The following is a 12,813-nucleotide window of genomic DNA, read 5'->3' as shown; positions in this document are numbered from 1 at the left end:
TAGAGCAAGGTTTTGCGCACACAGCGGCGCGGGTCGGGCGTGCAGCGGGTGATCGACCCGCGCCGGCCTCGGCTCGCGCACGGTGCGGCGCGTGGCGTCGCGGTCACCATCACCGTAGCCGTCCGTCAGGCGCGGCTCGGCGCAACCGCCGCCGCATGCTGCACCTTCACGCGCGGCATCATCAGCGTGACCAGCCCGCCAACGATCAGCGCCCCCGCGATCAGCACGAGCCCGAACGTCACGCTATGCGTCGCGTCCTTGACGATGCCGAGCACATACGGGCTCACATAACCCGCCAGGTTCGCGATCGAGTTGATCACGGCGATTCCGGCGACGGCGGCCGTGCCTTGCAGGAAGGTCGTCGACATCGACCAGAAGATGCCGAAGCCCGCGAGAATACCGATATACGCGATCGACAAACCGGTGACGGCGAGCGGAATCGAGTTGGTGACCGAGGCGCTGCCGAGCAAACCCGCCGCGCCGATGAAGCAGCACACGGCATAGTGCCAGCGCCGTTCGCCGGTGATGTCCGACGAACGCCCGATCAGGATCATGCCGATGCCCGCCGCCAGATACGGAATCGCCGTGACGAAACCATTGGTGACGAGGTTCGTCACGCCCAGATCCTTGACGATCTGCGGCAGCCAGAACGAGAAGCCCGCATTGCCGGTGACGAGGCAGAAATAGATCAGCGTGAGCAGCCAGAAGCGGCCCGAGCGCAACGCCACGGCGAGGCTATGTTCCGCGCCGGCCGCCGCGGCCGCGCTGTTTTCCCGCGCGAGCCGGCCAAGAATCACGCGCTTTTCGTCGTCGGTGAGCCAGGCAGCTTCGGCGGGCGTGTTGCGCAACACGGCGAGCGCCCAGAAGCCGGCGAGAATCGACGGAATGCCTTCGATCAGGAACATCCACTGCCAGCCGCGCAAGCCGTGCGCTTCATGCAGCGCCGACATCAGAAAACCCGACAACGGCGCGCCGATGATGCCGGCCACCGGAATCGCCGCCATGAACACGGCGACCATGCGCGCGCGGCGGTCCGACGGAAACCAGAAGGTCAGATAGAGCACCACGCCCGGCACCAACCCGGCTTCGGCGACGCCGAGGAAAAAGCGCAACACGTAGAACATCGTTTCCGTGCGCACGAACATCATCAGACACGACAGCGCGCCCCACAGCATCGTGATGCGGGCGATCGTGGCGCGCGCGCCGAACTTCTTCAGCAGCAAATTGCTCGGCACTTCGAACACGAAGTAGCCGAAGAAAAAGATCCCCGCGCCGAGTCCGTACGCCGCGTTCGACAGGCCGAGGTCGCCGGTGAACTGCAGCTTCGCGTAACCGATGTTGACGCGGTCCAGATACGACAGCACGTAGACGAGAAACAGGAACGGCATGATGCGCCACGTGATCTTGCGCAGGGCGACGGCTTCGAGCCACGCGTCGGAAGACGCGTCGGCGGCGGATAGCGAAGGGGAGTTCATGGGTGCCTCATTCGACGATAGGTAGCGCGCACACGCGATAGGCGTGGCGCAGCGTGCGGTTCAGGACGGGATCGTGCAATTCGAGTTCGAGCGCGTCGCCGTCGGCCATGCCGACGATGCCGCCCTGTACCGCCAGCGTGCCGCAGAACATCGCCGCGCCTTGCGCGAGCGGCGCGCGCGTGAGCAGATCCGCGGCCGGCAGCAGCGATGCCACGCTGCCTTGCTGATAGACGCGCCGCTCGCCGTTGCTGGCGACTGCGAAGGCGCGTAGTTCGAGCTGATCCCAGTGGCCGGCCACATCGTCGAAACGCCAGGCGTCGCGGGCCAAGGGTTTCGGGCAGACCTGTTTGGAAACGGTCACGCCGTAGGCCTCGACTTCGCGGTCGGTGTGATCCGAACCGACGGTGACGAGCAAGCCCGCCTTTGTCTGCACCAGCACGCATTCGGCTTCACCGCTCGATTTCACGCCGACCACGTCGATCTGCTCGGCCTGCGTCAGCAGTTCCGCGCCGAGGCGGTAGAAGCACGGCGTGGTGGACGGCCGTTTCACGCCGAGTTCGGCCAGTTCGGCGATGTGATGCTCGATCGCGGCCTGATCGCGGCCGGCCCAGCCGGCAATGGTCAGGCGATTCACCTCGGCGATCTCGGCGCGGCTGCCGCCGGAACGGTCTACAACGTTGAAGGACACCTGCTGCATTGCTCGACTCCAAAGAAAATATGCAGCAAATATTATTGTGATATTTCACAGGAGTCCAGCGTGTCAAAAACATTCTTTTGAGGGTTGGATGAGTCGTGCGCCCGGGGAAGCGTCCAACGCCGGAAGGACGCTGGCGCGCGGCAGCCGGTCGCATTCGTTTGTTAAACTGCGCTCTCCAATATTACTTTTTGTAAGGGACGTATTCATGCACCATGGCATCGGCTTCATTCAGGACCTGGCGGTCGTGATGGCGCTCGCCGGCGTCGTCACCGTGCTGTTCCATCGCCTGAAACAGCCGGTGGTGCTCGGCTACATCGCGGCGGGTGTGATCATCGGGCCGTACACGCCGCCGTTTCAGTTGATCCACGACGAGCAGACCATCCAGACACTAGGCGAGCTCGGCGTGGTGTTCCTGATGTTTTCGCTCGGCCTCGAATTCAGCTTGCGCAAACTCTTCAAGGTCGGCGCGACGGCGATCGTCGCGGCGCTCTCCGAGATCGTGCTGATGCTGTGGATCGGCTACGAGATCGGCAGCGCGTTCGGCTGGAGCTCGATGGATTCGCTGTTCCTCGGCGCGATCCTCGCGATTTCGTCGACCACCATCATCGTCAAGGCGCTCTCCGAACTGGGCCTGAAGCGCGAGAGCTTCGCGCAACTGGTGTTCGGCATTCTGATCGTCGAGGACATTCTCGCCATCGCGATGCTGGTGCTGCTGTCGGGCATCGCGCAGACGGGGCAGCTGAGCGCGGGTGTCGCCGTGGTCACGCTCGGCAAGCTGCTGCTGTTCATGACGGTGTCGCTGGTGGTCGGCATTCTGGTCGTGCCGCGCGCGTTGAACTACGTGGCGCGGGCGAAGAGCGACGAGATGCTGCTCGTCTCCGTGCTCGGCTTCTGCTTCGGCTTCTGTCTGCTGGTCGTGAAGCTCGACTACAGCATCGCGCTCGGCGCGTTTCTGATCGGCGCGATCATGGCCGAATCGCGTCATCTGCATCGGATCGAGCATCTGATCGCACCGCTGCGCGACGCTTTTTCCGCGATCTTCTTCGTGACGATCGGTTTGATGCTGAACCCGGCCGTGCTGGTCGACTACGCGTGGCCGATCGCGGTGATCACGGTGGCGGTGATCGTCGGCAAGATCGTGTCGTGCGGGCTCGGCACCTTCCTCGCCGGCAAGGACGGGCGCACGGCGATGCGCGTCGGCATGACCGTTTCGCAGATCGGCGAGTTCTCGTTCATCATCGCGTCGCTTGGCTTGACGTTGAAGGTAACGAGCGCGTTTCTGTATCCGATCGCGGTGGCGGTGTCCGCCTTGACCACGCTGTTCACGCCGTATCTGATTCGCGCGGCCGATCCGCTGACGCAGCGCCTCGGTCACGCCATGCCGCGCACGCTCGCGAACGTATTCGGCATGTACGGGCAATGGTTGCGCAGCTTGAGCACGGGCAGCGGCGAACCCACGCTGTTCAGCATGACGCGGCGGATCGTTCTGCAGATCGCCGTCAATCTGGCGCTGGTCGCCGCGATTTTTCTGATCGTGTCGTATAGCGCGCCCTATACCAGCGCGTGGCTCGCGCACTGGCTGAGTTCCGAGCCCATGCAGCGCGTGGTGTTATGGAGCGTCGCGCTGGTCGTGTCGCTGCCGTTTCTCGTCGCCGTCTATCGCAAGCTCAAGTCGCTTGCCTTGCTGCTCGCCGAAGTCAGCGTGCAACCGGCGACGGCGGGGCGCTTCACGAGCGCGATCCGCTACGCGATTTCCGATCTGGTGCCGGTAGTCTCGATGGTCGGCGTGTTTCTGCTGGTCGCGGCGCTTTCCGGCGGCATTCTGCCGCCGACCGGTCTGCTCGCCGCGGTGCTGGTTTGCGCCGCGTTGCTGCTGGCGCTGGTGTGGCGCTGGTGCGTGAAAATTCACGCGGCCATGCAGATCGCCTTGCGTGAGACTTTCGAAGAGCAGCCGGATCCTTGAGTCGGACTTGCCGCGCGATACTCCAAAACGAGTTCCCGCGTGGCGCCCGCAACAATGTGAGCAATTGTGTGCGGGTTTGCGGCGCTTGGCTCGCTAGCGGATAATCAGGGCATATTCATTCGTTCGCGTGGAAGGCGCCTGTCTGACTGTCATGAGCGAAAACAAACCTGAAAATGCCGGCAAGCCCGGCAACCCCACGCCGCCTTCGGCCTCGCCCGCGCCGTCCGGCATTACGCCCGGCGCGTCGACAGCCGGCTCCGTGCCGCCCGATCCGGCGGCGTCGCTACCCCTCTCGCACGAAGATGCCATCCAGTCGCCGATCAAGGATGTGACGCCGCCGGATGTTTCGTCCACCCCAAGGTCCGCTGCGTCCACCGTGACGCCGGCTGCCGAACAAGCCGCCGTGCGATCGTCGACGGACGATCCCGACAGCGCGTCGGCGGTCACGCCCACCGATCCGCAAAAGGCGCGGCAACGCGATGCCGCCGAAGCACGCAGCTCGGCTGCGGCATCCACCGCGAAGCAGGAAGCGGAGGTTCATGAACGGGACGCGCGGCGTGCCGGCGTCCATGCAATGAGACCGTCGCCGACTGTCGGCGGCAGCGAACCCGTGGACGGCGAACTGGTCAGCTCCGTCGAAGACGTGACAGTGAACGAAGAGATCCCGGCTTCCACCGAGCGTCGCGCGGGCTCGCCGCCGCCCGGGTTCGGCGCGGCGCCTGACTTCACGGCCTCGAACCCGCCGCCGCCCAACGCGTTGCCGCCGTCGCCGCCGCGCTATCTGAAGCACAACGATTCGGCGTGGACCGTGTTCGGCCGCATCGTCGCGGCGCGCGCGCGCCAGATTTTCGATCGCGCGGGCCAGCGGATCACGCAACGCACGCTGCGCATCGGCGTGTCGGCGCGGATCTTCCATCCCGAGCCGGGCGCGAAGGGACTGCGCGGCAAGACCTTGCAGTACCTCGAGGAATCGATCGCGCACTGGGTGATGTCGCGCGACGTGCTGGTGTTCATGATTCCGACGGTCGGTCATCAGGGCATGCTGCATCCGAGCAATATCCGTTTGCGCGATTACGCGAAGCATCTCGACGGCCTGCTGCTGCAAGGCGGCGCCGACGTCTCGCCGCAGTCCTACGCGGAACAGGCTACCAGTCACGAATGGCCGGGCGACCGCGTGCGCGACATGTACGAACTCGAACTGCTGCATGAGTTCGTCGAGTCGGGCAAGCCGGTGCTCGGCGTGTGCCGCGGCTGTCAACTGATCAACGTGGCGTTCGGCGGCACCTTGTATCAGGACATCGCCACCGATGTGCCGACCGCGGCCACGCACGTCAACGAGAACTACGATCAGCATCGGCACGGTATTCATTTCCCGGACGGTTCGACGCTCGCCAACATGTTCCCGGGCCGGCGTGATGCGATCGTCAACTCGATTCACCACCAGGCGGTCAAGACGCTCGGCCGCGATCTCAATATCGAAGCGGTGTCGGCGTCGGATGGCATCATCGAAGCCGTGCGCTACCGGCGCGCGCCGTTCGTGATGGGCGTGCAATGGCACCCGGAGTTTCATCGCGCGGGCGGGCCGGAGTTGCTCGACTGCACGCCGTTGCTGGATACGTTCCTGCGTGTGGCGCGCGAGACGCGGTTTTAAAACGCGCCGGCTGGCGAGGCGGGTTGGATGGCCGGGCTGGCAGTTTGTTGGGGGCGCACCGCTGCGGTTTGCAACGGTGCGCCTCTTGCATTTTTCTCTTATTGTTTTTCCGATTCGTTTCTCGCTCGACTTTCGCATCGGCTTGCCGATGCATGCGGGAGCATCAGTTTCTTGAAGTCAGAGACATCTCGTTATCGAGATGGATAATCAGGAATGCGAGTTTTTTCTTGAGCCAACTTCGCGTCTCTCACTGCCAGACGCTCTATCTCTATATTGCGAATCCGCCTACGGCTGAGTCCGCATAACCGTCACGTAAATTCAACGCCATCCGCACGAGGCGGAGCGTCGCGTTTTCGTCTCATCCGAACTTGTTTATTTCGCGATGACGCGCCGACCTGGTCAACTCACTCGTCAACTATTTATCTCGATTTAAAGTCTGTCAGCGTGACATTTGAATGCTTCGCTTAAAGGCGAATCCGCGCGATAATCTGCGGCTGTTTTGGATTCGCATGGAGCATGCGCGTATGAAGTATCCCTTATCAATACGGCGCGCCATGCTGCTCGCGACCTCGTGTGCGCTATTGCAGCAGGGCGGGTCCGTGCTGGCCGCGCAAGGCGACGGGGCCGCGCCGCTGGTCGGCACACGGCCGGCCATCAATACCCTGACGCCGCAGCCCGTCGCCGACGCGCTGCGCAACGCTGCATCAGCCACGTCGGCCGCGTCGCCCACTTCACCCACGGCCGGCGATGCGCAAGGCAATGTCGCCGAACTCATGCAGATGATTCACGACGCGAAGCTGAGCGAACTGCGCACCACGTATAACGGCAGTTACGGCGCCAGTCTGTTTTTCCATCCGCGGGAAATGACGTACTACATCGCGTTATTTCAGGACAAGCATTTCTGGCGTGTGATCAAGTCCGAGGACATGGCGCGCGCAGAAGCGATCTATGCTGGCTTCGCCCAGCAGACAGCGCAACTCGCGGATGTCGAGATTCGCCGCACGCAGTTGCAGGCGCAGAAGGCGTATATCGAAGACGTGATTGCAATGTCCGAAGATCGCGCGAAACGCCTGCAAGCCGATCTCGACGTGGCCCGCACACAGCAGGCCAAGGTCAACGACTATCAGCGTCAAACGCAAGGCGAAGCGGTCGCGCTGCATGCTGAGAAGGAAAGGGCGCAAGCGCAGTTGCGCCAGGTGCAGGGCGAAGTGATGCAACTGCAGCGGCAAACCGAAATGGGATTGCCGGTTCAGAAGTAAATGCATGAACGTAAAAAAGCGCGGCCATTCGTGTGTGAATGGCCGCGCTTTTTTTGTACTACGCCACGTCTATGTCGTTGCGTCGTGCTTACTTCGCGAATTGATCCGGAACGTCGGTCACGCGTCGTTGTGAAAGATGGTTCATCCATTCGGTTCCATTGGTGCTGGACGAATTGTTTGACGACCCGGTGCTCGCCGTTGGCGCAATGTCGCGGACGTGTGTTGCAGCGGACATGGATACGCCGGCGTATTCGTCGACGCCGAGTCGAGCCGGAGCGGCCGGGGAATAGGCTCCGGCAGCCGACAGCTTTGGCGACGCATTTACTGCGACCTTTGGGATCGCGGTGTGTGTCACCTCAGCGGCAATAGCCGTTGCGTGCGGCGATGGGTTTGCGACGGCTAAACGCGCCGTGCGCGAGTGAATTTGTTCGACTTGCTTGCGCTTTTCCTCGCGGAGGGGCTGACGGCGATGTGAGACGGTTTTATCCGCGAAGACATGCGCTGAAGTGAAGCGCGATGTGGAGGCTGCGTTCGAAGCAGGCACCGGCATCGAGATCGGCGCCGGCGCCCACGCCGACGCCGACGCCGACGCGGAACGGGACGCGGGCGCGAACCCAGGCGCCGCACTCGAGAACGCGGGTGTTGATGCCGCGACTGCCGCAGACGTGCTTGCTGCTGCGTTATCCACAGTGCGAGCGGTGACTACGGCCGGTGGCTGAGGTTTCACTGACCGCGAGTCGCGTTCGTGCGAAACCTTGCCCGCGAAATCCATATGACTGGCGGTGTCACGATGCATCAGATGATCGAACCCCATCCATCCAAGCATCGCAGTGCCGCCGAGCACGCAGGCGCCGCCTGCCAATGCACTCCAATGATGGCCGGACTCGCGTACCGCCGTTGCGTACGCACGCGGCAGAACCGGCGGGACGGCCGCAGCGGCAGCAGCCATTTGCGCGGCCGCGTCGAATGGCTTTTCAAACAGCGGAGCCGGCGCCTCAGTCGCGCGCCGTTCTTCCGACGGCGACCATCGGCAAAGCGAGCGAATGGCCTGATCGCTCATGCAGAACGTGCGCAGCATGGCTGCGTAGAGTGCCTTGAGTTCCGCCCGCAAACTGTAACCCGGCGGGAGCAGTGCCCAGTCCCGGCCGAAGGACGCCGGCACATGACCCAGCGGACGCAGGCGCGGCATGGCCAGGTCGCCCTGGATCGGGGTGAAGGGAATGGTGGACATCGGTCGTTTCCAGCGCCTCTTAAAGGGGCCGCCGCTCGGCGGTCCCGGGATCTGCGGGGTCTCAGGCCTCGGTGCGATGCGCATGAAACGCCAGACATGCACGCCGTACGTCGCCGCCGAACACCCGCGTTGTGCTCTCGACAAGCACACGGGCGCATGGGCGCATGGGCGGGTCACTGTGAAGCCAGCAGGGTGCCGAGGATGATGCCGGGAAGCAGCCGACCTCGGGATCGGACGGTTCCGAAAACATATGTCGATCCGTCCAGGATCGGTCAACCCTGGACGACTATCAGACAGGCGACGCTCGTTCTATCGATCGAGCCTGTAGACGTAGCGCAACGCTGTAATATCCACGCCGCCCATATGATCCGGTTCGGCGCCGACGAACCGCCAGCCTTGCCGCTCATAGAAGCCGATCGCCGGTGCATTCCCTTCGAGCACATACAAATAGAGTTGCGCTTCGCCCTGCGCGCGAGCCCAGTCTTTGGCGGCATGCATGAGCAGCTTGCCGACGCCGATGCCCTGATAGGCCGGCAGCGTGTGCAGGTTATCGAGCAGCACGCCCCACGCGGACTCCGGCTGACGTTCGACGCAGACAAAACCCGTCGGCTCGCCCGCCAATTCTGCGATCAGTACGATGCGGCGTTCGCCGCCGGGCGCGCTCAGCCGCGCTTCCCAATAGGCCGCGCGTTCGCGCGTGACTTCGCCGTCGAGAAATGCGTCGGGCAACAGGCTGCGATAGGTGGCCTGCCAACTGGTGCTGTGGATCGAAGCAATGAGCGCGGCATCCGCGAGAGTCGCGGGGCGCAGCGAAAGAGCGGGGGTGGTTCGCATCGGGGTAGTGATCAACGGAATGCCTAGACTGCAAATGTTATCGCGACGACCGGCCATCTATGTAAGGAAAATGTATGCATTTCGCGACAGCGACTTCACCGGTAACATTACGTGGAGCGGCCATCGCATGAGTCCCAACGTTTACCCTGATACCGCGAGAATGCGTTCAGCATGAAAATGCTGCGCCCCCCGGGCGCGTTCTCTTGCAGCCGTCCGAGGCATCCGCTTGCCGAACGCGGTGGATCGTTTCAACTGCCTGCCGTCGCCGATTGCCGCGTGGCGACAGGCTCATCAGAGAATGTCATGTCTACTGCGACACACGCTACTTCCACATCGCAAGAATCCAAAGTCAAGACAGTCTTCCGCGTCGTCAGCGGCAACTTCCTTGAGATGTACGACTTCATGGTTTATGGCTATTACGCTTCGGCGATCGCCAAGACCTACTTTCCAAGCGGCAACGAATTCGCCTCGTTGATGCTGTCGCTGTCGGTGTTCGGCGCGGGCTTCCTGATGCGGCCGCTCGGCGCGATCGTCCTCGGCGCTTACATTGATCATCACGGCCGGCGCAAAGGCCTGATCCTCACGCTCGGCTTGATGGCGCTCGGCACGCTCACGGTCGCATCGATTCCAGGTTACGCGACGATCGGCTTGCTGGCGCCGGTGCTCGTTCTGGGCGGCCGGCTGCTGCAGGGTTTCTCCGCCGGGGTCGAACTGGGCGGCGTGTCGGTGTATCTGTCGGAGATCGCCACCAAGGGCAACAAGGGTTTCTATTGCGCGTGGCAGTCGGGCAGCCAGCAGGTCGCCGTGGTGTTCGCCGCGCTGATCGGCGTCTTCCTGAACAAGCTGTTGCCGGCTGACCAGATGAACGCCTGGGGCTGGCGCGTGCCGTTCCTGATCGGCTGCCTGATCGTGCCGTTCCTGTTCATCATCCGTCGTTCGTTGCAGGAGACTGAAGAATTCAAGGCACGCAAGCACCATCCGAAGATGGGCGAGATCATGAAGACGATGGCCGCGAACTGGGGCATCGTGCTCGGCGGCATGGGCATGGTGATCATGACCACGGTGTCGTTCTACATGATCACGGCGTACACGCCGACCTTCGGCAAGGAAGTGCTGAAGCTGTCGTCGATCGATACGTTGGTCGTCACGGTCTGTATCGGTCTGTCGAATCTGATCTGGCTGCCGCTCGCGGGGGCGTTGTCCGACCGTATCGGCCGGCGTCCGGTGTTGCTGGCGTTCACGATCCTGACCATCATCACCGCGTATCCGGCGCTGCAGTGGCTGGTGGCGGACCCGTCGTTCGCGCGTCTGCTGGAGGTCGAACTGTGGCTGTCGTTCCTGTACGGCAGCTATAACGGCGGGATGGTCGTGGCGCTGACCGAAGTCATGCCGGTCGAAGTGCGGACCGCTGGTTTCTCGCTTGCCTATAGCCTCGCCACGACGATCGGCGGCTTCACGCCGGCAATCTCGACGTTGTTGATTCACTCTACCGGCAACAAGGCGGCACCGGGCCTGTTCCTGGGTGTGGCGGCGATTTGCGGGTTGATCGCGACGCTGGTGCTGTATCGCACGCCGGAATCGCGCAATCAATATCGGACGGCCTGAGCTTCACCGTTCACGGTTCATTCGGGCAAGTAAAAAACCCCGCGTTCTAACGAACGCGGGGTTTTTGTTTTGTGCTCGGCGACGACGGCTGACATCGCCGGGCGGCGTGTGCGCTAGCCCTTGCGCAACTCGTTCGCCACGGCCTCGACGACATCGCCCCATGCGCCGGGTTGCGGCTGACGCACCAGCGTTGCGCCCGGATACCAGGGGCTGCGTGTTTCGCCGGCAAACCAGCGCCAATCCGCCGCGAACGGCAGCATCAACCACAGTGGCTTGCGCAGCGCGCCGGCAACGTGCGCGATAGACGTATCGATCGACACCACCGCGTCGAGCCGGTCGATGATCGCCGCCGTGTCGGCGAAGTCGCCGATCCGCTTGTCGAAGCGATGAATCGACGCCGCGCGTGGATGCGTGTCGAGCGCCACGCGTTCGTCGGCGTTCAACTCGGGCTGCAGCACGATCCAGTCGATGCCTTCGAGTGCGAACAGCGGATCGAGCGCGGCGAGCGGCATCGAACGCGTTTCGTTTTGCTGGATGCGTCCCGACCACGCGATGCCGATCTTGCGCTTCGCCTGGCCGCCGAGCGAGCCGCGCCATTTACGGCCATAGGCGGGCGGCACGCTGAGGTAGGGCGTGCGGCCCGGAATGGTGTCGAAGGTCGTGCCGAGTGCGAGCGGCAGGCTCAGCAGCGGACATTGCAGATCGGCGGCGGGACGCGGCGTGCCCTGGGCGATCAGCGTCACGCGCCAGGCTTGCGCGGCCGGGGCCAGCAAGGGCAGCAGTTGCGGCTGCACTTCGAGTACGACGCGCGCCGCACGCTGCGCGACCAGCGGGACGAAGCGCACGAATTGCAGCGTATCGCCGAAACCCTGCTCGGCGTGAACCAGCAGCGTACGTTCGGCGATCGGCTCGCCGTGCCAGCGCGGCAGCGTCTGGATCACCGGCTGCGCCATGGTTTGCAGGCGCCACTCGTACTCCGGCAGCCCGCGCGCAAAATCGCGCAGCGCAAGCCACGCGAGCGCGCGGTTCATATGCGCGGAGGCGAGATCGGGACGCAGACGCAGCGCCTGATCCAGCGCACGCACGGCGGGGCCATGCGCGCCCAGCGCCTGATGCGCGGTGCCCAGACTCAGCCACGCGAGTGCGAATTGCGGATCGAGACCGACGGCGCGTTCGAGATACGGCAGCGCCTCGGCGTGGCGTCCCAATGCCGCGAGCGCGTTACCCATGCCGAAGATCGCCGGCGGCAGGTTCGGCTGCAAGCCCAGCGCCGCCTTGAACGACGCGACCGCTTCGGCATGGCGGCCGGTGGCGTCGAAGGTGTTGGCGAGATTGAAGTGCGCGGCGACGAAGCGCGGCTCGGCCGCCAACGCCGTCTGGAAACACGGGATCGCTTCTTCGGCGCGACCGAGCGCGTTCAGCGACATGCCCATGTTATTGAGCGCGCCGGCGTGACCGGGACGCAGCTCGAGCGTGCGCCGGAACGCGGCGATGGCTTCCGTGTGGCGTCCGAGCGCGTGCAGCGCATTGCCGAGGTTGTTGTGCGACGAAGCGTCGTCCGGTTGCAGGCGCAACGACTTTTCGAATGCATCGGCGGCGTCTTCATGACGGCCCGCGGCGGCGTAGGCATTGCCGAGGTTGTAGTGCGCCATCGGGAAAGACGGGGCGAGCGTCAGCGCATTGCGGAACTGTTCGATGGCGTCGTCGATCTGGCCCAGCGCTTTCAGCGCGTTGCCCAGGTTCAGTTGCAGCGCGGCGTCTTCCGGACGCAGGTTCACCGCGCGCCGCACGAGCTCGGCGGCTTCGGCGTGCTGGCCCTGCTGGTGGCGCAGAACGCCCAACAGGTGTAACGCGTCGACGTGCGCGGGATTGCCGTCGAGCGTCGCGCGGTAGCCGCGTTCGGCGTCGTCGAGGCGGCCGTCACGATGCGCCGCGAAAGCGCGGTCAAATACAGGTTGCATGACGGGGGATGGCATTCGGGTGAGGCAGAGGCCGCATTTTCCCACACTCGCCGGACCGCGCTCGGATTTGACCGGTTGCCTCAATATCTATAACATATGAATACATGTTCATATGTTCTTCCGCAGCTTCGCCTGCC

At 63.8% G+C, this 12,813-nt stretch carries 9 protein-coding genes; 4 read left to right on the top strand and 5 right to left on the bottom strand.

Annotation, left to right across the window (positions count from 1 at the left end; translation table 11 throughout):
- Positions 1 to 125: 125 nt before the first annotated feature.
- A complete protein-coding gene (locus PQR54_RS20295; protein WP_408248773.1) occupies positions 126 to 1,475 on the bottom strand; it encodes an MFS transporter in 1,350 nt (449 codons plus the stop codon).
- A gap of 7 nt (positions 1,476 to 1,482) precedes the next feature.
- The gene (locus PQR54_RS20290) at positions 1,483 to 2,172 is read right to left on the bottom strand and encodes a DUF2848 domain-containing protein (protein WP_408248771.1); all 690 of its coding nucleotides are present in this window, start codon (positions 2,170 to 2,172) and stop codon (positions 1,483 to 1,485) included.
- 205 nt (positions 2,173 to 2,377) lie between these two features.
- Here PQR54_RS20290 and PQR54_RS20285 point away from each other — a divergent pair, with 205 nt between their 5' ends.
- The 3 genes from PQR54_RS20285 to PQR54_RS20275 all read left to right on the top strand — a co-directional run bounded on the left by PQR54_RS20285 (position 2,378) and on the right by PQR54_RS20275 (position 7,045).
- Entirely contained in the window at positions 2,378 to 4,135 is a 1,758-nt protein-coding gene (locus PQR54_RS20285) for a cation:proton antiporter (RefSeq protein WP_408248769.1), read from the top strand.
- Between the two features lie 151 nt (positions 4,136 to 4,286).
- Complete coding sequence (locus PQR54_RS20280) at positions 4,287 to 5,786, top strand: gamma-glutamyl-gamma-aminobutyrate hydrolase family protein (RefSeq protein WP_408248767.1); 1,500 nt, start codon at positions 4,287 to 4,289, stop codon at positions 5,784 to 5,786.
- 524 nt (positions 5,787 to 6,310) lie between these two features.
- On the top strand, positions 6,311 to 7,045 hold the full coding sequence (locus PQR54_RS20275) for a DUF2968 domain-containing protein (RefSeq protein WP_408248765.1): 735 nt from the start codon (positions 6,311 to 6,313) through the stop codon (positions 7,043 to 7,045).
- An 88-nt stretch (positions 7,046 to 7,133) separates the two neighbouring features.
- Here the strand turns inward: PQR54_RS20275 and PQR54_RS20270 are convergent, their stop codons facing one another.
- Positions 7,134 to 8,276, bottom strand: coding sequence for a hypothetical protein (locus PQR54_RS20270; RefSeq protein WP_408248763.1), 1,143 nt, complete (start codon positions 8,274 to 8,276; stop codon positions 7,134 to 7,136).
- Positions 8,277 to 8,585: 309 nt separating this feature from the next.
- Positions 8,586 to 9,110 (bottom strand): GNAT family N-acetyltransferase, encoded by a 525-nt coding sequence (locus PQR54_RS20265; protein WP_408248761.1) that lies wholly within the window; start codon positions 9,108 to 9,110, stop codon positions 8,586 to 8,588.
- 303 nt (positions 9,111 to 9,413) lie between these two features.
- Here PQR54_RS20265 and PQR54_RS20260 point away from each other — a divergent pair, with 303 nt between their 5' ends.
- Positions 9,414 to 10,715, top strand: a complete 1,302-nt coding sequence (locus PQR54_RS20260) for an MFS transporter (RefSeq protein WP_408248759.1) — start codon at positions 9,414 to 9,416, stop codon at positions 10,713 to 10,715.
- Between the two features lie 113 nt (positions 10,716 to 10,828).
- Here the strand turns inward: PQR54_RS20260 and PQR54_RS20255 are convergent, their stop codons facing one another.
- Complete coding sequence (locus PQR54_RS20255) at positions 10,829 to 12,676, bottom strand: tetratricopeptide repeat protein (protein ID WP_408248758.1); 1,848 nt, start codon at positions 12,674 to 12,676, stop codon at positions 10,829 to 10,831.
- Between the last annotated feature and the right edge of the window lie 137 nt (positions 12,677 to 12,813).

This window comes from Paraburkholderia phytofirmans, assembly GCF_046028095.1.
Lineage (GTDB): Bacteria > Pseudomonadota > Gammaproteobacteria > Burkholderiales > Burkholderiaceae > Paraburkholderia > Paraburkholderia phytofirmans_A.
This window is presented reverse-complemented; position numbering and strand designations above follow the sequence as displayed.

Bases quoted from the DNA above. Each gene is read 5' to 3' on its own strand.
- PQR54_RS20295 (WP_408248773.1), bottom strand. From the start codon at position 1,475: ATGAACTCCCCTTCGCTATCCGCCGCCGACGCGTCTTCCGACGCGTGG.
- PQR54_RS20290 (WP_408248771.1), bottom strand. From the start codon at position 2,172: ATGCAGCAGGTGTCCTTCAACGTTGTAGACCGTTCCGGCGGCAGCCGC.
- PQR54_RS20285 (WP_408248769.1), top strand. From the start codon at position 2,378: ATGCACCATGGCATCGGCTTCATTCAGGACCTGGCGGTCGTGATGGCG.
- PQR54_RS20280 (WP_408248767.1), top strand. From the start codon at position 4,287: ATGAGCGAAAACAAACCTGAAAATGCCGGCAAGCCCGGCAACCCCACG.
- PQR54_RS20275 (WP_408248765.1), top strand. From the start codon at position 6,311: ATGAAGTATCCCTTATCAATACGGCGCGCCATGCTGCTCGCGACCTCG.
- PQR54_RS20270 (WP_408248763.1), bottom strand. From the start codon at position 8,276: ATGTCCACCATTCCCTTCACCCCGATCCAGGGCGACCTGGCCATGCCG.
- PQR54_RS20265 (WP_408248761.1), bottom strand. From the start codon at position 9,110: ATGCGAACCACCCCCGCTCTTTCGCTGCGCCCCGCGACTCTCGCGGAT.
- PQR54_RS20260 (WP_408248759.1), top strand. From the start codon at position 9,414: ATGTCTACTGCGACACACGCTACTTCCACATCGCAAGAATCCAAAGTC.
- PQR54_RS20255 (WP_408248758.1), bottom strand. From the start codon at position 12,676: ATGCAACCTGTATTTGACCGCGCTTTCGCGGCGCATCGTGACGGCCGC.